This is a genomic window from Rhodanobacter sp. G2-10 (genome assembly GCF_055809185.1).
In genome coordinates, this window is the sequence record NZ_CM147900.1 from 2,877,932 (window position 1) to 2,898,427 (window position 20,496).

Here is a 20,496-nt window from a genome sequence, read left to right on the forward strand (position 1 = left end):
CTCCTCACCTGACCAGGAACGGATGCGGTCGCCGCGCGAACACTTGCCACGCGCGGCGCCCCAACCGACACAACATCACCGCCACGGCAATCCAGCCGGCCAGCAACGTGAGCCACACCAGGTTAATGACGAACGGATCGCCGTGCAGGTCGATGGACAACTCGCCGCCGATGAGCGTGCCCACGAACAACACGAAGCCGAGGATGGCGGCTGCACGTGCCTCCCATCGCTGCAACCGGCAATGACTCAGGATGCGCAAGCCGAAAGTAATCACGAAACCTGCTGCGCCAACCACCAGCAACAGCGCGTACAAGTCGCGGCGCAACCCTATGCGGGGCAGCACGACAAGCACGAGCGCGGCCGCCAGCAGCAACTTGCGCAGCGGTGGCCCCAACGCGGCACGCAGCAGGTCACCCTTGACGTCGTGACCGAGCTGCGGCTGCAAGGCAAGCAGCGGAAGTTCGGCGTTGGTCCGGCTCCAGCGAATCGTGAGACTGGTGAGGCACAAGAGCGAGGTCATCACGATCGCCCCGCCGCCTGCGAGCAGCAGAAGGACCAGCCCGTCACCACTCCATATCCGCGCGAGCGATTCGCCATCGCTCACGATCACAAAAACGACCCACGCGCCCACCAAGGCAACCGTGCCCACCAACACCCCGTAACGGCGCAGCTTGCCCATGGCAGTCAGTGGCATGTAGGGATCGCCCAGCGCCATGCGCAAACTTGTCACCGGGTGGCCCGGGCCGCAGCGGCGCAAATCGCCACGCGCCTGCAACCAGTCGGGCCGACGATGGATCTGCGAGCTGCCGACGCGTCCCGCCGCCGCACCCCGGCCGCGCCCGAGGCGCAGCACCATCGGGCTGTGCCACGACAGTTTTTGCGGGTCCGAGGCACGTACCAGACGGCGCCAGAACAGCATCACGAGCATGACCCCGACGGCCAACGCCAGCCATGCCACATCGAAATCGTGAGAGCCCATGGTGATCAGCCAGCGGCGCCACAAGCCGCCGGACAGGGTCGCCACGAACGCGAGATAGAAAACCATGCCGACCATGCGCGGCAGCAACCCGTACAGAAGGCCGGAAACCACCAGCACGGCGATGATCACCGCGATCGCAAGGGTGTGACCAAAGAGACCGCCGAGCACGAGTGTCGGCAGCAGCGCCGCCACCAATACATTGAGCCATACCCCCACCACCGCCTCTCGCTGTACACCGGGCAGGCGCAACTGGTGCGCATCGACACTGAGCAGCACCGCGGCATTCATTGACAGCGGCAGGATCAACGCGAGTGCAACACCGCTGAGCGCAGCCAGATCCATCCACAAGTGTGGCTCGTGGGAAAAGATCGCCAGGAAAGTCGCCACGATCAGCGCCAGGACAAAAAACGCCAGTTCGATCCAGCCGATGCCCTTCTGCGTCATCCGCCATGGCAACAGGTATGCGTCCTTGATATTCACTTCGAATCCTCCCTGCACAAGCTTCCGAAAGCAGCGTTCGGGGCCTCGAGATGAGCGAGGCGGGATATGCCCATCGCCTTGGCGCGAAGGGCAATCATCGATTGACCAGAAACGGGTGCGGCCGCTGCTGCAACATTGCCCAGCCGCGCCGACCCAGCCACAGCAGCGCCACGAACAGCGCGGACCAGCCCAGCGCCAGCAGCGAGAGCGCCACGGGGCCGAAACTCAAAGGATGCTGCTGGAACAATGCACCGCCGGCGGTAGCGCAGATCCACAGGTAGGCGGCGCCGCCGACCCATACCAGACCCCGTCCACGCAACGGCCCGGCACCGAACAGCATCAGCGTGAAGCTGCACATCAACCCCGCGCTGCCGATCGGTCCCAGCATCAGCAGCACGATGGCCTCGTCGATCCAGCCAGCCTTGCTGGCGATCAACAGCATCAGCAGCGCCAGCGCGAGCTGGCCGCACAATGACGGCAGCAAGCTGGCGCGCAGCAAGGCCGGCTTGGCCGAGCCTGCGCCCGTCAGCCCGGGCAGCAAGGCCAACAGGGGCAGTTCGGCATCGGTGCGGCTCCAGCGCTGGTACAACGTGCGAACCGTGTACAACGCAATAATCACGCTCAACAAGGTGCCCAAAAACAGCACGCTGCCAACGTCACCCAAGTCAGACCAAATGTCGGCCACATGATCGTGCGCATCGCCGAGGGATTGCAGCATCAGGAACATGGCACCCACCAGCACACCGGCGAGCAGCAGAACCAGCTGCCGCGCACGGCTGGACCGGGTTTGCGGCATCCACCAACCGCCGAGCGCCACGCGCAGATTCGTGGTGGGATGGCCAGGACCGCAATCGCGCAAGTCCACCGTCGGTTGCGTCCAGCGCGGGCCCCGCCCCGGCGCGCGGCAATCACCTACGCTACCGGAACCATGTCCGCTCCAGCGCCAGATGGCCTGCCGAAACAACAGCAACATCGGACCGTTGGGTCGATCCAGCGCATGGTCACCGCGCTGCAGTCCGCGCCAACGCCACGCGAGCAGAGCACACAGCAGGATGGCGAAGGGCCCGGCCCACGTGACGAAGCCGGGCTGGCCAGCGGCAGGCAACGGCAGCCACGTCGACAAGCCGGCACGAATCGACGGTGCGAAAAGCACGAAAGCAGAGAGGTAGGCCGGCAGCAGCGCGTAGGCCATGCCCAGGCCCGCGCCGATCAGCAACAGCAGCAACACGGACAGTGCACCGCCATGCATCCAGCACAGCAGCGCGTCGGGCAGCAGCACACCAAGCAGCGCGTACAGGGCAAGACTGGCGATGGCGCGCCGCTCAAGTCGCGGCAGCCGCCAGTGTCGTGCGTCGCGGGCAAGCAGCACGGTATTGGACAACGCGACCCAAGCCAAGGCGTTCATCACGGCCCAGGCGTGTGCGGTATTCAGCACCGCTGCGGTCGAAGTCTGCGCGTCGGCACCGATCACTCCCGTCACGGTGACGGATATCGACCACACGGCCACACCCACGATAAGCAAGATCAGACTCGCCGTCTTCGACAGCGCGTGACCCGGCAGCGCCAATAGCCGCCAGGTTTTCATTCCGCGATCTCGACGAACAAGTCCTCCAGCCCCAGCGCATCGACGCGCGCACCTTCCAGGCTGGCAGCTTCCGGCCATTGACCTTGTGCATCACGCTCGACCACCAGGCTGAGGCTTCCGTCCTCGTGGTGGCGCCGACTCAGGCTTTGCGCCGGTGCCACGACACTGAACCTGGCGGGCAGCCAGAGACGGCCGTAGCGCTCCTTGGTTTCGTCGACGCTGCAATGCATCAGCACTTTGCCCTGATGCAGAAAGGCGACCGTGGAGGCGACACGCTCCAGGTCCGACACGATATGGGTGGAGAACAGCACGGTGGCGCCGGCCTCGCCGGCACGCAGGGCGATCTCGCGCAGCAGCTCGCGACGCGCGACCGGATCGAGCGCGGCGGCCGGCTCATCCAACACCAGCAAATCGGGATTCGAGGCCAGCGCGCGGATCAGATCGACCCGCTGGCGCTCGCCCGGTGACAGCTTCGCCATCACCTTGTTCGACGGGATCTTCCAGCGGTCCAGCGTGTTTCTCGCAAAATCCTGATCCCAGCGCGGATAGAAACGACCCACGTAATCCAGCATCTGCTGCGCGGTCAGCCAGGCCAGCGCCTCGGGCTGCTGCGGCACATACGCAAGGCGTTCCTTGGCGGCATCGGAAAGCTTCAGCGCCGGCTCACCGAACACGAACGCCTCGCCGGACAACGGCTCCAACAGCCCGAGCATGGCGCGGATCAAGGTGGATTTGCCGGCGCCGTTGCGCCCGATCAGGCCCAGCACCGAGCCCGGCTCCAAGGCCAGATCGACACCGCACAAAACATTGCTGCCCTCATAGCAATGAGTCAGCTCCCGTGCCACCAGCGGTGCGCTGTCGGCGGACTTCATCTCGCGAAGCATCGCATTCATCTTCAACTCCCCATCAGACGAGTAAGCCGAGCCAGCACCGGCTCGGCAGGCAATTCAAGCTCGCGCACATGTCGCGCAAGCGCTTCCAGTTGCGGCTCAAGCAAAGCCAGCCGATGACTCTCGGACAGGTTGGAGCGGCGCACACTGGCCACCACCATGCCCTTGCCGCGCTGGCGTTCCAGCAGGCCATCCGCTTCGGCGAGGCTGTAGGCGCGAGACACGGTCATCGGATTGATCGCATGGAACCCCGCCACCTCGCGCACGGACGGCAACGCATCGCCCGCGGCCAATTGCCCCCCGGCAATCAACCGGCGCAACTGCTCCACGATCTGCCGGTAGATCGGCTCCGGCGAAGACGGTTGCACATTGAACAAGGAGGCATCCATGTGTATCAATACAACAATACACTTGATGCAAAGTCAAGTGGAAATTGCGGCATGGTGGTCGGGGCCGCAGGGAGTTTTCCGCAGTACCTCGGAGCCGGCGGGAGCTGTCTCGACAGCAGGTTCAGTCAGAACCATGCGGCTCGGAACGTGTCCCACACGCCGCTATGTCGGGTGCTGTGCACCTGCCGGGAGCCGGATGATGCGGTTGAAGCCGGAAACTGGCGTGAACGCCCGCGGCCGCACGCAAACCGGGATTCCCTGATAGCGCCGAAGCGCAAATTGCGTCCGTCGCTCAAGGCTTCCGGAACAGGAGGACACCGCGGCACAAGAGCCGCGGCGCCCTGGCTTCAGTCGCGCAATCAGCTGCCGTGAGTGGCCCTGAAATTCTGCAGGTTGCGGGTGATGTCCTGCTCCAGATACATGATCCAGCTGTTGTAGTTGCGATGAATCGTCTGACTGCCACGGCGATTGGCGTAGTTGAGGTTGGTGCTGCTCACGTAAGCCAGCCGCACCTGCGAGCGGTCGAAGGTGATGCGGATCGTGGCGGTGTGATCACGCAGATGCAGCGTGGTGCCAATCGAGCCATCCTTGATCTCGTCGATCGTCCAGCCGCGCCCGTTCAACGCATCGATGATGCTTGACTTGACCTGCGCCTGGGTCAGGCCCGGCGGCACGTCCACCGGCGCGGCAGGCTTGAGCGGCGCAGAGGTGCAGGCGGCCAGCGCCACGAACGACAGCGAAACGATCAACATCCTGGTCAGCCATTTGCTCATGCGAACTTTCTCCTCAGCGTGTGATAAGCGGATGCACGAATTGTGCGAAGTGGATAATACGCCGCGCAGCAGAGAGCATCACGACGGACTGCTTGCGTCGCCGCAGTAGACGCACCGATCGACGTGCAGCCCAGGCGCCTTCGCGATCTTTCATCCTCGCGCATGGTGCGCCAGCCTCGTGACCCGTGTGGAAGGACCTCACCACCCGCAGGTGCTCCCCGCTCTGTGCACAACGTCTTGTTTGATCATGGCATTCCAGGGAGAAATCTCGGCACCCGCCCCGGCCTTCCGACTCACGACAAGCCTGCTCCGCTTCTGGTTGCGTCGCAAAGCGACTGCTAGGATGCGGCTCTGATTTCATTGACGGCAACACCATGGGCAACATCGTCTGGCTCGCTTCATACCCCAAATCCGGCAACACCTGGCTACGTGCCTTCCTTGCCAATCTTGTCGCCAATCGCGCCGATCCCGTGCCCCTGAACGAGCTGTCGAGCTTCGCGGAAGACGAGGCGAATCCGGATCTGTTCAGCGCCCTGGCAGGCAAGCCGAGCAGCAGTCTCGATATCGATGAAATCGCCGCGCTGCGCCCGGCCGTACACGAAGCCATTGCCAGGCGCAGCGCCGGGACGCGTTTCGTGAAAACCCACAACATGTTCGGAAACTTCGACGGACACCCGCTGCACAATATGCAGGTGACGGCCGGCGCGATCTGTGTCGTGCGCAATCCGCTCGACGTCGCGATCAGCATGACGCACCATTTCGGCATCGACACCGACGCAGCCATCGAGCGGCTCGGCAACGAAAACGTGGCAACAGCCAACGATGCCCTGTTTGTCAGCCAGATTCTCGGTTCATGGTCGCTGCATGCAAAGAGCTGGGCCGACATCAAGCATGACCGCGTGCTGGTGGTGCGATACGAAGACATGATCGAAAAGCCCGCCAAGGTCTTCGTCAAAGTGGCGAAACTGGCCGGCCTCGGCCACGATCGCCCGCGCGTCGAGCGCGCCATCCGGCACAGCAATTTCCAGGCTCTCGCTTCGATGGAAAAGCAACACGGCTTCGTCGAGGCATCCGACACCGGCGCACGATTCTTCCGCAAAGGCCGCCACAATGAATGGCGCACACAATTGACCCGTGAACAGATTCAGCGCGTCGTCGCGGCCCACCGCGACCAGATGAAGCGCTTCGGCTACCTGCCTCCCGGCTATTGAGAGCCGGAGACTCGCGTGAAAAGAAGGCTCGGGATCCTGAGACCGGGAGAGCCGGAAGGCGCCTGACAAACATCAACTGCCACTTTCCCCTTTGGCCGCATCAGACAAAGTCTCCGACCCACGCTTGTCGTTTCCCTCAGCAGGCGGGAAAAAGCACACTCTCCTATGGTCGAAATCCAGCCACATCGACAACTGGTCGACCAACGCGCCACCAAGAACTCCGTCCGCCTCTCCAGACGCATAATCACGCCCGGACATGACCAGTCCGGTCAGTTCCGTCCCAGCAATGCCGGCCATGGCGAAGTGGAAAAACTTGGCCCTCATGGCAATACGCGATCCATGCTGCGTCCGTCCGACATTCTGTGTCTTGAACACATTTGCCTCTATCGAAGCGCGATCCGCGTGCGACCCGCTGTATACGAATAACGCCGTCTTCGGCATTCCCGGACCGGAGGAGCTCCCTGTATCGAACTGCAGCTTCAAGTCGCCCATATCGGTTGCCACATCGACCAACAGGTTCGGCTGCCGCGCATCCAAGACACCGTAGTGATACTCGAGGCGCGCGCACTGCGAAGCACCTGCTGGCCTCGAACTCTGCCTGCGTATCTCATGCTTGCCTAAAACGAACCTCCCGAGACGTTTGAGGTAAGCGGCACCGATAGTGCTCGGCGCGCTATCCGTGGTACCGAGGTACGCGTTATTCACGTAAAGAGGTCCAACACGGACGTGCTTGGCCACCAGATCATGCGTAGTGTAGGTGTGTGTAAAATCAGTCACCGCGTACTCGACGCCCACCTTCTGCATACCTTCACACACTCTCTTGTTTACCTTGCAGTTGATGGTTATCTCACCATCACGGTATTTGTCAACGAAGTTGTCCGCTCAATCATGCAGCCAGACGGTCAGGTTCGGCTGCGGTAGGTGACTCTCGATCCGGGTTGAGCAGCACGGTTCCGACAGGTGTCCAGTTGCGCACGGCTCGACCGCGCCAGCGGTTCGGATGTTTGGCCTTGGCTTGCTCGTAGACGCTGGTGCGTGCGGTGAGGATAGTCTTGTCGAGGCCTTGATGGCGCTGCTGCGGGGTCACGAAGCGGATGCCGCTGTGGCGGTGCTCGGTGTTGTACCAGGTGACGAAGGTCTGCACCCATTGGCGCGCTTCATCCAGGCTTTGGAAGGGCTGCTTTGGCCATGCCGGGATGTATTTCAGGGTGCGGAACATGGCCTCGGAGTACGGGTTGTCGTCACTGACGGAGGGTCGACTGAAAGACGACACCACGCCCAGTTTCTGCAGGGTGGCCAGCATGGTGGCGCCTTTCATCGGACCGCCGTTGTCGGCGTGCAGTACCAGCTGATTCTTGGCGATGCGCTCGCGCCGGCAGGTCTTGTCGATGAGCACGGCGGCGTGGCTGGCCAGCTCTTCGCCGTGGATTTCCCAGCCGACGATTTTCCGGCTGTAGATATCCAGCACCATGTACAGCCGGTAGAACTGGCCACGTACAGCGGTAGGCAGGTAGGGGTGAGTAGGCCGGGGCATTGCAGCCCCAGCCTCTCGCAGAACCGGACGTGACACTCTCGCGTCATCCGGCTCCCATCATCCAGCCGCAGGATAGATTCCCTTCTCCCAATGCACGAAGGCACGGGGCGAGGCGACTGCCAACTTGCCAAGTGCACGAATGGCCCGCGTTTTATGACGGGCCAGCTTCTTGTACTTGCGCCTCAGCCACCGGGTCAAGTAGGCGTTCACGTGCTTCCACACGACGTCCATCGCAGAACCGCGGAACCGCCCGTAGTAGTTCATCCAGCCCCGAAGGATTGGATTGAACATGCGGGACAGATCGCCCACCTCACGGTCGCACATGAGCTGAAGGTGCCAGCTTCGGATGGTCTGCCGCATGGCGCGCAACGCGTCACGGCTGACCGCAGGCGAGAAGTTCACATAAATTCGGCCGTACTTGTCCACCGCCTTGCGCGGCTGGAAGGTGTAGCCGAGGAACGTGAACTTCACGACCGGGTAGTCCGCTGGACGGTTGACGTCGCGGCAGTAGACGATCCGTGTCTTGTCCGGATGCAGCTCCAACCCACAGGCCTTGAACCGCGCGGCGATCCGACGCAGGACATACTCTGCCTGCGCCTGGCTCTGGCAGTGGATGACCCCGTCATCGGCGTAGCGGCAAAACCGCACACTGCGCAGATGCTCGGCCACCCAGCGGTCAAACGCGTAATGCAAGAACAGGTTGGCCAGCAGTGGGCTCACGACACCCCCTTGCGGGGTACCCTGCGTCCGTTCCACCTGCCGTCCGTCCGCCATCACCATCGGTACCGTGAGCCAACGCTCGATGTACAGCAGTACCCATGGAATCCGGCAATGCTTACGCACCGCCCGCATCAGCAATGCATGGTCAATATTGTCGAACAATCCCTTGATGTCGAACTCGATCACCCAGTCGTAATCCCAGCACCGACGCCGTACACGGGCCACCGCATCGAGCGCCGAGCGCCCGGGTCGGTAGCCGTACGAGTCGGGATGGAACACGGGCTCAAGCACCGGTTCCAAGACCATCTTGACCACGGTCTGCGCCACCCGGTCGGCCACGGTGGGCACGCCGAGCATCCGCATACCGCCTGACTTCTTCGGAATCGCCACGCCCTTTACCGGCGGCGGGAAATAGCTGCCGGAGCAGAGCCGGTTCCAAAGCACGTACAGGTTGTTGCCGAGACGCTGTTCGAACCGTTCGATCGATTCCTGATCGACCCCGGATGAACCGCCATTGGCTTTCACACGCTTGTACGCTTCCCAGACCAACTGCTTGGGAATCGCAAACGGCTTGCTCACGCCCATGGGCTCCTCCTGCTCACGCAGTTGACCCATGAACGTGCGCGGATGACGCGGCCCCTTCGCTCCATCGCGATTACCGCGACTTCATCACTACTACGGACCGCTCCGCCCCTTGGTGACGCATCGGTACTATCGGCCTCGCCTTGCGGGCTTGTGCCTTTCCCTTGCCATCGCCACCGAAGGTTCCCGCAGTTCAACGCAAGAGCCTGAACCCGACTCACGCAGCCTCTACGCCGGACACCGCCTGGCCCATAAGCAGGCACCTGCCAGACTGATCCCGGAGCAACATCACTCCCCGGTTTCGATGTCATCTGATCACTTTCGACGCTTGAACGGCTGTTCACGGTTGTTCGTCTTTCGGGTTCATACCTGACGCCTCACGGACGCCTTTTCCGCAACGCTCACGACCGGGACTTTTGATCCAAGCCGCTTGCGGTGGTTTGCCACCTGCTCCTGCAAGCCGATGGCGAGGGACCTACCCTCATCTCTCACGCCGCTTGCTGCGGCACACTGATGTCCCACGACCACACCTGATTGGCTATCTCTGCCGCCAACGCCTTGGGCTTGGCGACGTTGCGCGGCGCCTTGGCGCGGCCCCGTCGGTGGCACTGATCGTACTCGGCAAGCACCCGGTAGAAGCTGGACTCCGAGCCCTGCCAGATACCCTCGTCGGCAAGGCGCGGAACGATCTGGCCCGGCGGCAAACTCTGGTATTGCGGCAGGTTGCAGGTCGTCACGATGGTTTGCTTCTCCTCGTCGGTCAACGCGTGTGGACAGGTGCGCGGTGCCCCCTTGCGCCGGTCTTGCAGGCTGTCGGCACGCCGCCATCGACGCAGCGTACGGCTGGTGAGGCCGAGCACCTCACACGCCTTGCATTGACGCGCTCCGGCGCCGAACGCCTCATCAATCAATACGATGGCCATCTGTTTCATCGACTCGGGAATCAAGCGTCCTCGTCGGTGCCCCAGATGGCCTGGGCTTTTTTTGACAACGTCAGCAACGCGGCCGCCTCCGCCAGCGCCTTGTTCTTGCGATGAAGCTCCTTTTCCAGCGCACGTGTCTTCTTGCGCTCTGCGGCCAACATCGCCGGGCTGACGACCGTGCCGGCGCCGCCCGGTTGCTCGAAGGCTGACTTCCACCTATCGAGCTGCTCTACGTACAAACCCCGCTCGCGGCAGTAGGTCGAACGCTCGGCCTCGTTCATCAGGGCCGTCTCGATCACGGCGGCCAATTTGGCTCTGTTGTCCCAACCGTCGGGCGGGGAAGTCTTGGCAGGCACGACGTATCCTTTTTCCTGGAAATGACGTTTCCAAGCGTACAGGCTCGGGTTGGAGATGCCGGTCTCCCGGTGGATGCTGGCGACGCTCTGGTTGTTCGGTGGCATCATCTTGCGGACCATCTGCTCTTTGAACTCGGCGCTGTAACGGGTCATGGTTGTGCTCCTCTCGCCCCCTCAGGGCAGGTATCAAAAGAGCGGACAACTATCGTGACAGAGGGGGATCACCCGTATCCACAAGGAAATCGACCTTCTTGCCATCGATGTAGAGCTCTAAGTAACCGTCAGTTACACCGAAAGAAGACCAATCCTGTTTCAAATGATAAGACGTCTTCGGGAAATACAGTTCTGTTGAAAAATATCCAAGTTCCCGACATGCACCGACCAGACTCCCGGCAGTGTTCGGGTACCCCGTTGCCTCATCAGTCAAGTCTCCGGCAATAATTCCTTCATGCAAGCGCACATAGTCGCATCCCTCCTTGTGCCTTAGATAAAATTGTTGATGGTTGCCGTTTTCGCGCTCCATACCAGCGAGTACCCATAAACACACCGCGTGAAGATAGGCGTCGACACCACGGTCCACGCGATTACTAATACACTTGTTCACCGAAGAGATGGCTTGGTTTTTACTCCCTTGCAGGCGGAACGTAGCCGCCCTTGCCAGGTCCGAAATCATTTCATTGTGATTTTTCTTGTATGCAGCGAGACCAGCAACATCCCAGGCTACGAACGTATGCATTACACCATAGAGATCGCCCATGATGGGTTTCACCTGCTCGTTCCTGACGCGCCCATTTGACTCTGTCCCCCCAGCGCCAAGGACGCAAATTGCGAGGGCAAAGAAGGTAAACGATCTGAATATGTATCTGACCATCATTATGGCGTCTGTATCAAGTTTATTTGCAGGTACGCTGCCAGATTCATCCTGGAGTGCGCTGAGTGAAGTTCTGACGTATATGATTTTGGGCAGGGGTAATTTATCTCTCCGCAAGCGAGGATCATCCAAGTTTCGATACCGGCGTCTACCTGTTGACCGTCGTGGATATGCAACTGGGTGATCGTACCGACACTGGGCGCGGCGATATTGAGCGCGCCGGTGCTAGGCGCCAGTTGTCCGGCGGCATTTCGCGGCGGGTGTCATGCCCGAAGAACAGAAACAGCAAGATGGCTGAAGCCAACGTCAACGCCAAGGCGGTGAGCAACCAGCGCGACAACGGTAAGGCCACGATGATCGAGTCCAACCATTCGCCGCGCTTGACCTCGATGACTTCCTGTCGAAACAATCCCTGTGACAATTTTTCAATTCCCTTTGCATCGATTAGGCATTGAAGTGCCCAACGAAACTCGTTCGCCGCACGTCATCCACTCATGATTTCAAACCCTGTCTCTCCGCGTCCATAGGAAATTTTCGCAACAATCCGGGATTGCAAAACCTTTCGCGCATTGCAAACTGGGAAGACAACTTCTTCATCACACCGAACCAGTGAATCGCCCCGTGTTTCGTAGACACCTTGCAGTCATAATCCACGGCAGCAGCAGGAGTGTCTATGAGCAGCAAGCGGTACACGGAAGAGTTCAAGATTGAGGCGGTCAAGCAAGTGACGGACCGCGGCCATTCGGTCGCCGATGTTGCCGGCCGGCTGGGGGTGTCGATCCACAGTCTCTACGGATGGCGCAAGCAGTGCGGCAAGTCGGGTCCCGTGCAGGGGACAGCGGCGGGCGAGGCGGAGGAGCTTCGCCGCCTCAAGTCGGAGCTTCGCAGGGTGACGGAGGAGCGCGACATTCTAAAAAAAGCCGCGGCGTACTTTGCCAAGCAGTCCGGGTGAGGTACGCCTTTATGCGCCACCATGAGCGGGAGTTCCGGGTGCGCAGCATGTGCCGGGTGCTGGGCGTGCACCCCAGCGGGTACTACGCATGGCGCCGTGCGCCGCTATCAACACGGGCTCGGGACGATCGACGCGTACTCGGACTGATCAAGCAGTCCTGGCTGGAGAGCGGCGGCGTCTATGGCTACCGCAAGATCACCCGGGACCTGCGTGATCTGGGTGAGCGCTGCGGCAAGCATCGGGTCGCCCGGCTGATGCGCGGGGAAGGTCTGCGGGCACAGGTCGGCTATCGCCGCCGCCCGGGCATGCGCGGGGGCAAGTCGGCCGTAGTGGCCGACAACCACCTGGCGCGGCAGTTCAACCCTGTCGCGGCCAATCGCGCTTGGGTCACCGACATCACCTATATCCGCACGCACGAAGGTTGGTTGTACCTGGCGGCGGTGATGGACTTGTACTCGCGCAAGATCGTGGGCTGGGCCATGGGATCGACGATGCACACCGACCTGGTGTTGCAGGCGTTGATGATGGCGGTATGGCGGCGCAAGCCACCGGCCGGCTTGCTCGTGCACTCCGATCAGGGAACCCAGTTTACCGGCCACGACTGCCAGGACTTCCTCAAGGCCCATGGCTTGGTCAGCAGCATGAGCCGGCGTGGCAACTGTCATGACAACGCCGTCGCCGAGAGCTTCTTCCAGCTGCTCAAGCGCGAACGCATCCGGCGCCGGATCTACACCACCCGCGATGAGGCCGAGATCCGATGTCTTCCACTACATCGAGATGTTCTACAACGTCCGCAGGCAGCACGGCCACAACGACGGGCTGCCTCCGGTAGAGTTCGAAAAGCGACAATCAGTTTGAGGCTTCGGGGTGTCTACAGAAGCCGGGGCGATTCAGGCGCGTCTGCTGAGCGACCTTGCACCCTACCGGGAGGAACTGGTCGGCGTGGCGGTGGAATCCACCTACAACTGGTACTGGCTGGTCGATGGCCTGATGGATCACGGCTATGCCGTGCATCTGGTCAACACCACGGCGATCCCCCAGTACGACGGCCTCAAGCACGGCGACGACGATAGCGACGCCTTGCATCTGGCCCAGCTCATGCGGCTCGGCTTGTTGCCGGAAGGCTATATCTACCCGCGCGAGCAGCGCGGCACGCGCGACTTGCTGCGTCGTCGCTTCAGCCTGGTACGGCAGGCGGTGCGATTGACGTTGTCGATCCAGTCCAGCTTCAGCCGCAGCACCGGCAGACAGCTGTCGGTCAACCAGCTACGACAGCTGTCGCCGTCGCAGCTGATCGACCTGTTTCCAGAGCTTTCTAAGCGCTACGGCGTGCTGATCCAGTTCAAGTTGTGGCTGACCTTGCATGAACAGATCACCGCGTTGGAGCGCTGGATCCGCAAGGATCTGGCGCGACCGGATCTGCTGGTACGGCTGCAGAGCGTGCCCGGCATCGGCTCCATTCTGGGCATGACGATCCTGCTCGAGAGCGGCACGATCGAGCGCTTCGCCTCGGTCGGCGACCACGCCTCGTACTGCCGCATGGTCGAAAGCGTGCGTCTGAGTAACGGCAAGCGCAAGGGACACGGCAACCGCAAGTGCGGCAACCGCTACCTGTGCTGGGCGTACATGGAGGCGGCCAACTATGCGGTGCGCTACGACCCGTCCATCCGACGCTGGTACGAGCGCAAGCGCGCACGCAAGCACCGCGTCGTCGCCATCAAGGCCGTGGCACACAAGCTGGCTCGCGCCTGTTATCACATGCTGCACGACGGCACGACGTTCGATCTCCAACGTGCCTTCGGCTGATCACGCTGACGGTCGCAGGCCGGAACCGGGGTTTGGCTCTGAGCCAGTCACTCTGAAAGGTCGCGACCGTCGGCACCCGTGTTGTACGCAAGACCGCACGCGGACCGAGCCATCAAGGGGTGGGCCTTGAGCCCGTGATTCTGTGCCACGCACGCCGTGCACCTGGACGGGATCCGCGATGACCGACGAGTGTTTGGCAAGCAACAAGGGCCGTCAGCGCGGACTTAACCAGAACGGTGACTGGCGCGATCTTGGCGCCGGCTGAAACACAACGGCTGGTGGTCAACGACAAGACGGGCATATCCTCTTCGGCAGCGCCGGGGAAGAGCAAGTGCGTGCCTATTGACTCAGGCGGCGAAATGATGACCCCTGTTTTCCGGACTTCCGTGACAAGCGGACATCAAAAAACATGTGCCTGCTCAGACGGGCGGCAAAACAGTCAATCCGATTTCAGCCCCGACAGATTTTCATCCTGTCGAGATCAACAAAAATCGGCTCTCCCCCGAACACCGGCATGCCGATGTCAAAATCTATCGGCGTCCCTGGAAAGCTCGCGGCAATCTCCATCTTTCCTTTGTACTTGCTTCCCAACACCCCAAACGTACCATCCACATAACCAGACGCCACCGTGGAATACCTTCCAAGAGCCACGACATTCAAAAGATGACGATCCTTTACTTCTATTCCATGATGCGGCCCCAGTTGAGCTGTGGGAATCACTCCGGCAATCGCGTTACCTGTATCGAGCAGGGCTACAACCGGAATATGGTTGAACGTCGAATGTAGCAACACAAGTCCCAAAACGCCACCAGAATTAATGTCTGAAGAAATCCCCAAATCTCCATTACAGCCAGGCGGCGGATGACTCCCAACAACAAGCGAGTTTTTGGTAATCTCGAAGGAATTGAGTTTACGAATCGCATCTAGCCCCAAGGTTCCATCTCCCAAATCAGCCGACTTCCCCGAGCTGTCGGGAACAATTTGAACTGATTTATTTGCGATTAGCACGTTCGCGAACTTAAGCGTGCGAGCAATTCCAGGGCGGACCACCATAACCTTCCCCGTCAGGGACTGTGTGTTTTCACGAAGACCTTCAACCGACTTCACGCCGGCCCTGCGCGCCGCGGAAGCCGTCAAAGTTGTTGTTTGGGATCCTGTATCGACCTGCAATATCAACGGAACACCATTGACCAATACAGGAACCGATGGGTATAAGTACTGCGCGACCTTCGACACCCGGGACTCTTTATCGACAAACACTGAACTTCGCAAATGGCCGACAAGCGGGACTGACGCTGCAGACGAGATGTGGACGGTACTTTCAGGCGGGATTTTCAGCGAACGTAATCGCCTCCTCCTTACATTCAAATAGCTGGACGAGTAATCTTCTTCTTTCCCGAAAACATGATTGCGGTACAATGGCTCAACAGCATCCGCCAGCTTGTCAATGGTCGACCAATCGCCGTATAACCCATCTTTATCCTTTGCATCCATATTCAAGATGCGGGCGCACGTGTAATGAATGACCATCCGAGCTCTAGACAACGCGAGGCACCTCGTGGCCAAATCCGTCGACGCGGCGAGATTGCCCTCAATACGCATTGCGGCGGCGATGAACAGGTCTCTTTTGCCATGCAAGCAAGATGTTTTTTCGCAAGCAGGTAGCAATGAAACGTCACCAGAAAGCATCGCGATCCTGATCTTGCCGCCTTCGTCTTGCGACAAATCATTTTGGTTTAATGTCGAGTATTTGCAATATGATATCGAGAACAGAGCGACCAATACCAGTGCTGACTTTGAAACTATCCTTTGCAAAACCCCAGGCCTCCCGAAATCGGAACCTACGCAACAAATGAACTTGAAAGGCTGGCCTTGTCACATCACACAAGACCAGCCGTGAAGAGCTCTAGGCAGCGTTACTGTTGAATCGAACTGGAGCCATGTGCTGGGCCAGATCCCGACGTTGGCACGGTGCACGAATAGTGCGTTTTCTGATCAGACCCGTTCTGCTTTATATCGAAATTGACTACGCCCTCAGGACCCACGCCGCTGCCGCTGACTTCGAAGCTACTTCCTCCACTAGTAAATGTGAAGTTCATGCCGGGTGGGCACGGGTCAGTGGGTCCTTTTGAATCATTTCCAAAAATTTGCTTTATTGTATTCCAAACATCGCCCCAGAAGCTACCGCCAGAAACGGACTCAAGTTCTGTCACTAGTAGTTCGCGCATCTCCGTTACCTCGTAATTTAAATGCTGGAAATATGTGGCTGTTCCAGCGCCAGCCTAAAACGGTTCAGGACATTTATATTGCCACACTTACTTTATACACTTGGCAATTTCGCCAAATTACCCCATAAGATATATACTCGGCAAACTTGTCAACTTACGCAACCCCGCCGCTTCTTCGGTACTCGTTTTTCGACACGGTTCCGCAACATGCTCAAGCGTTCTAATAAAAGTTCAGTGCTTCTCAGCACCGCATTACTTATCATTCGACCGTCACAGTTAGCCTCTCTTTGGCGGGAATACCGTGACTACAGCGATGCCATCATGCGACGGACGGTAGTCGTATTCGGCATTCGTGTCAGTACTTATCGTTGACGTCATTTTATCATTTCTACCTTTCCGCTGGTAACAGCTGAGTCAGCCGTCATTTTCACAGATTTCGGACTAAGCTCTTTCAGCTCACCATCTAATATATTCAGGACGTACTGCGCGCTATCGATCGTTTCCGGCCGATGCGCGATTACTACTCGTGTCACTTTCATGCGGCTGATTGCGTCATTGATTTGGCGCTCACGTTCGATATCGAGGTGGCTGGTGGCCTCATCAAGCACAAGTAAAGCTGGCTTCCGATATAGCGCACGCGCAAGAATTACGCGCTGTTGCTGGCCACCGGAGAGGGTTGATCCCATGTCCCCGACGAGCGATTCGTAGCCCATTGGCATCCGAATAATGTCTTCGTGGACGCCGGCTAGTACAGCAGCCTCCTGGACACGCGCTTGGTCTGCATCGAGCTCGAAGAAGCAGATATTGTCGGCAATGGACCCAGCGAACATTTGATCGTCCTGCATTACTGTGCCGATGTGGCTGCGGTAGCGGCCAAGACCGAGTTTGCGGATGTCGACGCCACCATAACGAACGCTTCCTTCCTGCGGCATCAATAAGCCCAACATGACTTTCACTAGTGTTGTTTTGCCGCAGCCAGACGGCCCAACGAGAGCTAGGGAGGCGCCGGGTTCAACTCGAAGCGAAAAATTACGAAGAATCCACGGTTCACTCTCGGCGTAGCGGAAGCTGACGTTGCATACCTCGACGAAAGGTTGCAGTGTTTCTTCAATCCATGTGGTTTCAACGGCAGCCTCCGGGCCAGCCAGCGCGATATCGGACACTCGCTCGACATGCAAGCGGAGCATCCTCAGTTGCATCGCATAGTCCACGAGGCTTCCCGCCCGGGAAGTGAATTGCGCCGCGTAGGCCGTATACGCGATGAGCATGCCCGCAGTAAATCGACCGCTCAGCACCAAGGTGGCTGCGATCCAGACTAATACCACGTTGCCAACGCCAAATAACGTTTGATTGAGAGATTTGAACAAAATACCCAACTTTTGGGTCGCGATTCCACGGTTCGTTGTCTCCACCATGGTATTGGCATAGCGGGCTGCGCGCTGGGACTGCTTGTTTCCGAGTTTAATCGACAATGCACCCCGAATCGCTTCCAACATTTCAGTCTGTTGCCGTGCCGAATAGACAATTTGCTCTTCTGAAAGACGATAGAACGGCCTGAAAAATGCCAAGCGTAGGGCCAGATATGTCACAAACAATCCGAGTACAAGGAAGGTCAATGGTACTGAATATAAGAACAGCACGACCAAGGTCACCGTTGACATCAATCCATCAAGAATCGAACCGATGAACTGCGTCGTGACCGTGGATTGGATGGCGCCCAGTGAACCGAAACGCGAGACTATGTCGCCGACGTGACGCTTCTCGTACCAGTCCAACGGCAGCCGCAACATATGACTGAACAGATTATTGGTCCACTGCAAATTCAGCACGGTTCCGAACCAGGTTACCGTCCAACTTCGGATAGATGAAATAAGTACTTGGAGCACTGACAAAACTATAAATCCAATGCCGAGCAGAGTCAGCAGGTTCTTGTCGGATGAGACCAATACTTGATCTAATATCCATTGCAGATAGAACGGTCCGGCCAAAGCAAATACTTCCAATCCCAAAGCCAGTGCGAAAATCTGAGTCAACGCGCCCGGCAAACCCTTGACCTTGCCTGCCAGTGCGCGCAGCGAGATTGATTGGCGCGTTTTGATGGGTCGGAAATCGGCTCTGGGTGTACACTCTAGCGCGACTCCAGTGAAATATTTTGAGAGTTCCGCGTTGGTGAGTTTTCGCGCACCGCGTGCCGGGTCGTGGATGGTTGCACTGCGTGTACCAGCATGTTTGAGCACCACGAAGTGGTTCAAGCCCCAGTGCAAGATGCAGGGCGCTTTTAGCTGCGTCAGCTCGTCCAATTCCAATCGCAATGCGCGAGTATCGAAGCCAAGTTGAACCGCCAGTTCCGTCACCTGCGCTAAGTTCGTGCCTTTCAGCGAGCCCGAATGCCTGCGGCGCAGCGACGGAAGATCAACATCATGACCATGGTAGCCCGCGATCATCCCAAGGCATGCGAGTCCGCATTCAGCTGCTTCGGTTTGCAGCACCATGGGCAACCGGCGCCGCCAGCCCCATTGCACGCCGTCGAACGGACTTCTGCCGTCGTTGGCTGGCTTTCCCTTCAACTGCGCGGCTCCGCGTGGACCGAGAGCTGCTGGCGCAACCCGTACAGCGGCTCAAATACCCACTCCCACAGACTCCTGCGATCAAGCAAGATGTCTGCGCTCAGCGCCATGCCAGGCTTCAGCGCTTTTGCTTCGCCGTACGCGTCAATCGTCTGGTGGTCGAGTGCGACCAATACACGGTACAGTGGGACCGTCGCGCTATGCCCCAACAGTAATGTGGCTTCTGTAGCAGTAAGCGCGCTGCGCGAAACTTGTACGACCTTACCGTATTGTTGACCAAATTTTTGATACGAATACGCCTCATAACGAAGCACCACACGATTGCCGGGATCAATGAATCCGACCGCGCTGCTGGGTACCAACAGTTGCGCTTCAAGTTTGGAACCTTGCGGAAGGATCGAGAGTAGCTGTTGACCCGCGGTCACGCTCTGACCCTGCTTTACCAGCAATGCCGTGACGGTGCCTGCCTGTGGCGCTCGCAGCAATGTTCCGCGCGCGGCCGCGTTCTCCGCAATCTGAGCATCCAACTGAGCGATTTGTCCGCGCAATTGGCTGGCCCGGGATGCCGTGGTGAGCGGCAATTGTTTCAGTTGTGCCCTCAAACCACTTAACTGCTGCTGGACAGTGAGCCGCTTGTTTACAATAGTGGCGACCTGACTTTCTTCAGATAGAGCGGTCGCCTGATACTGGTCGAACTGAACCATGGAGATCTGGCCGCGCGCTTTCAGAGGCAGGATTTTTTGCAACAAATTCGCAGCGGTATCGGCCTGTTGGCGCTGCAGCGCCAATTGACCTTTGATTTGACTGAGCTGCGCGCGAAACATACGAACACGATTCCGCAAGTCTTTGGTCTGGGCATCGGCTTGAGGTTGCACGCTCGCGAGGGCTATGCGGGCCTGCGCTGCCTGCGCTCGTAGTTTTGCGTTAACCAATTCATGGGTTTCGCCCATGCTGGTATTGAGCTCACTGGAGACTTCGACCAGCGGCTGCTTGGACGCGACAGATTGGCCTTCGTGTACCAAATTTTGTGTCACGGTGCCGGTCGTTTGTGCCGATAGCGTGAGCAATCCTTCGCTCGGCAACAGCTGGCCGGTGACTTGTTCGCGGCGGGTGTATTTGCCGAAAATTAACAGCAGTACAATGGCAGTAGCCATCGCCACTGCCAGCAAAGACCACCAAGTGAATGACAGCGGGGTCGCAAGATTAATTGCGCCCAGCCACTCGCCGCGCTTCGCATCGATGACTTCTTGTCGAAACAATCCCTGTGACAAAACCCGACTTCCCCATAATTTGATTCAGAGCGAAAATGCCTGCTGGTCAGCGCTTTCTGCAGCTCCCTTTCTATATTTCAGACCTCGACGCAGTACGGCAATAGGAGATTTTCCTAGCTCGCGTTGATCGCAAAAACGTGCGCACGCTCACCAATCACACGGCGGTTCGGCAAGATGGCGTGGAATCAAGTAGTTCCGGCCGAAGTAGTAGAAATGCTTCTGTTTGCTCGTCAGAGGGATCTCGCACTCTTTCGTGAGAACTTTCGTTTCCTACCCGTCTGGAAATGCCCACTTTGCGCACCGAACGGTCGCATTCTCGGCGGCGGGGTTGCTTTCACGCCAATGGCAGCCCCCTGGGTACGGAGGCAGCATAGGCATG

17 protein-coding genes and 1 pseudogene are annotated in these 20,496 nt (G+C 59.1%); 4 read left to right on the top strand and 14 right to left on the bottom strand.

The features are described from left to right. Positions 1-4: 4 nt before the first annotated feature. The 5 genes from AC0L58_RS13110 to AC0L58_RS13130 form a co-directional block, all read right to left on the bottom strand. Positions 5-1,459: a hypothetical protein gene (locus AC0L58_RS13110; RefSeq protein WP_473684086.1), complete on the bottom strand. Its 1,455-nt coding sequence runs from the start codon at positions 1,457-1,459 to the stop codon at positions 5-7. Between the two features lie 94 nt (positions 1,460-1,553). Further along, positions 1,554-3,044, bottom strand: coding sequence for a hypothetical protein (locus tag AC0L58_RS13115; RefSeq protein ID WP_473684088.1), 1,491 nt, complete (start codon positions 3,042-3,044; stop codon positions 1,554-1,556). Beyond that, complete coding sequence (locus tag AC0L58_RS13120; RefSeq protein ID WP_473684090.1) at positions 3,041-3,937, bottom strand: ABC transporter ATP-binding protein; 897 nt, start codon at positions 3,935-3,937, stop codon at positions 3,041-3,043. The genes AC0L58_RS13115 and AC0L58_RS13120 overlap by 4 nt, the downstream gene beginning before the upstream one ends. Positions 3,938-3,939: 2 nt before the next feature. Beyond that, the gene (locus AC0L58_RS13125) at positions 3,940-4,323 is read right to left on the bottom strand and encodes a GntR family transcriptional regulator (RefSeq protein WP_473684092.1); all 384 of its coding nucleotides are present in this window, start codon (positions 4,321-4,323) and stop codon (positions 3,940-3,942) included. A gap of 359 nt (positions 4,324-4,682) precedes the next feature. Further along, the gene (locus tag AC0L58_RS13130) at positions 4,683-5,096 is read right to left on the bottom strand and encodes a hypothetical protein (protein ID WP_473684094.1); all 414 of its coding nucleotides are present in this window, start codon (positions 5,094-5,096) and stop codon (positions 4,683-4,685) included. 374 nt (positions 5,097-5,470) lie between these two features. Between AC0L58_RS13130 and AC0L58_RS13135 the strand changes: the two genes are divergently transcribed. Next, the gene (locus tag AC0L58_RS13135) at positions 5,471-6,307 is read left to right on the top strand and encodes a sulfotransferase domain-containing protein (protein WP_473684096.1); all 837 of its coding nucleotides are present in this window, start codon (positions 5,471-5,473) and stop codon (positions 6,305-6,307) included. 72 nt (positions 6,308-6,379) lie between these two features. Here AC0L58_RS13135 and AC0L58_RS13140 read toward each other — a convergent pair whose 3' ends face one another. From AC0L58_RS13140 to AC0L58_RS13165, 6 genes are all read right to left on the bottom strand, one after another. Beyond that, on the bottom strand, positions 6,380-7,111 hold the full coding sequence (locus AC0L58_RS13140) for a hypothetical protein (protein ID WP_473684098.1): 732 nt from the start codon (positions 7,109-7,111) through the stop codon (positions 6,380-6,382). 82 nt (positions 7,112-7,193) lie between these two features. After that, entirely contained in the window at positions 7,194-7,841 is a 648-nt protein-coding gene (locus tag AC0L58_RS13145) for a transposase (RefSeq protein ID WP_473684100.1), read from the bottom strand. A 57-nt stretch (positions 7,842-7,898) separates the two neighbouring features. Further along, on the bottom strand, positions 7,899-9,146 hold the full coding sequence (ltrA, locus tag AC0L58_RS13150) for a group II intron reverse transcriptase/maturase (RefSeq protein ID WP_473683945.1): 1,248 nt from the start codon (positions 9,144-9,146) through the stop codon (positions 7,899-7,901). 485 nt (positions 9,147-9,631) lie between these two features. Then, positions 9,632-10,066, bottom strand: coding sequence for a hypothetical protein (locus AC0L58_RS13155; RefSeq protein ID WP_473684102.1), 435 nt, complete (start codon positions 10,064-10,066; stop codon positions 9,632-9,634). A gap of 20 nt (positions 10,067-10,086) precedes the next feature. Continuing rightward, positions 10,087-10,575 carry a transposase gene (locus tag AC0L58_RS13160; RefSeq protein ID WP_473684104.1) on the bottom strand — a complete coding sequence of 163 codons (489 nt, stop codon included), beginning with the start codon at positions 10,573-10,575 and terminating at the stop codon, positions 10,087-10,089. 49 nt (positions 10,576-10,624) lie between these two features. Then, complete coding sequence (locus AC0L58_RS13165; protein ID WP_473684106.1) at positions 10,625-11,191, bottom strand: hypothetical protein; 567 nt, start codon at positions 11,189-11,191, stop codon at positions 10,625-10,627. A 266-nt stretch (positions 11,192-11,457) separates the two neighbouring features. Here AC0L58_RS13165 and AC0L58_RS13170 point away from each other — a divergent pair, with 266 nt between their 5' ends. The 3 genes and pseudogenes from AC0L58_RS13170 to AC0L58_RS13180 all read left to right on the top strand — a co-directional run bounded on the left by AC0L58_RS13170 (position 11,458) and on the right by AC0L58_RS13180 (position 14,051). Continuing rightward, positions 11,458-11,748, top strand: coding sequence for a hypothetical protein (locus tag AC0L58_RS13170; protein ID WP_473684108.1), 291 nt, complete (start codon positions 11,458-11,460; stop codon positions 11,746-11,748). Positions 11,749-11,966: 218 nt separating this feature from the next. Next, positions 11,967-13,103: pseudogene (locus AC0L58_RS13175) on the top strand (IS3 family transposase). Between the two features lie 9 nt (positions 13,104-13,112). Beyond that, on the top strand, positions 13,113-14,051 hold the full coding sequence (locus AC0L58_RS13180; protein ID WP_473684110.1) for an IS110 family RNA-guided transposase: 939 nt from the start codon (positions 13,113-13,115) through the stop codon (positions 14,049-14,051). 450 nt (positions 14,052-14,501) lie between these two features. Here the strand turns inward: AC0L58_RS13180 and AC0L58_RS13185 are convergent, their stop codons facing one another. The 3 genes from AC0L58_RS13185 to AC0L58_RS13195 form a co-directional block, all read right to left on the bottom strand. After that, positions 14,502-15,776: an aspartyl protease family protein gene (locus tag AC0L58_RS13185; protein WP_473684112.1), complete on the bottom strand. Its 1,275-nt coding sequence runs from the start codon at positions 15,774-15,776 to the stop codon at positions 14,502-14,504. An 877-nt stretch (positions 15,777-16,653) separates the two neighbouring features. Continuing rightward, positions 16,654-18,846, bottom strand: a complete 2,193-nt coding sequence (locus tag AC0L58_RS13190; RefSeq protein ID WP_473684114.1) for a peptidase domain-containing ABC transporter — start codon at positions 18,844-18,846, stop codon at positions 16,654-16,656. Beyond that, positions 18,843-20,117 carry an HlyD family secretion protein gene (locus tag AC0L58_RS13195; protein WP_473684116.1) on the bottom strand — a complete coding sequence of 425 codons (1,275 nt, stop codon included), beginning with the start codon at positions 20,115-20,117 and terminating at the stop codon, positions 18,843-18,845. Before AC0L58_RS13195 ends, AC0L58_RS13190 begins: the two co-directional genes overlap by 4 nt. Positions 20,118-20,496 lie beyond the last annotated feature (379 nt).

What these genes read in the sequence shown, in the direction of transcription:
- AC0L58_RS13125 (WP_473684092.1), bottom strand. Translation starts at nt 4,323, where the DNA reads ATGGATGCCTCCTTGTTCAATGTGCAACCGTCTTCGCCGGAGCCGATC.
- AC0L58_RS13120 (WP_473684090.1), bottom strand. Translation starts at nt 3,937, where the DNA reads ATGAATGCGATGCTTCGCGAGATGAAGTCCGCCGACAGCGCACCGCTG.
- AC0L58_RS13145 (WP_473684100.1), bottom strand. Translation starts at nt 7,841, where the DNA reads ATGCCCCGGCCTACTCACCCCTACCTGCCTACCGCTGTACGTGGCCAG.
- AC0L58_RS13155 (WP_473684102.1), bottom strand. Translation starts at nt 10,066, where the DNA reads ATGGCCATCGTATTGATTGATGAGGCGTTCGGCGCCGGAGCGCGTCAA.
- AC0L58_RS13115 (WP_473684088.1), bottom strand. Translation starts at nt 3,044, where the DNA reads ATGAAAACCTGGCGGCTATTGGCGCTGCCGGGTCACGCGCTGTCGAAG.
- AC0L58_RS13140 (WP_473684098.1), bottom strand. Translation starts at nt 7,111, where the DNA reads ATGCAGAAGGTGGGCGTCGAGTACGCGGTGACTGATTTTACACACACC.
- AC0L58_RS13135 (WP_473684096.1), top strand. Translation starts at nt 5,471, where the DNA reads ATGGGCAACATCGTCTGGCTCGCTTCATACCCCAAATCCGGCAACACC.
- AC0L58_RS13160 (WP_473684104.1), bottom strand. Translation starts at nt 10,575, where the DNA reads ATGACCCGTTACAGCGCCGAGTTCAAAGAGCAGATGGTCCGCAAGATG.
- ltrA (WP_473683945.1), bottom strand. Translation starts at nt 9,146, where the DNA reads ATGGGCGTGAGCAAGCCGTTTGCGATTCCCAAGCAGTTGGTCTGGGAA.
- AC0L58_RS13130 (WP_473684094.1), bottom strand. Translation starts at nt 5,096, where the DNA reads ATGAGCAAATGGCTGACCAGGATGTTGATCGTTTCGCTGTCGTTCGTG.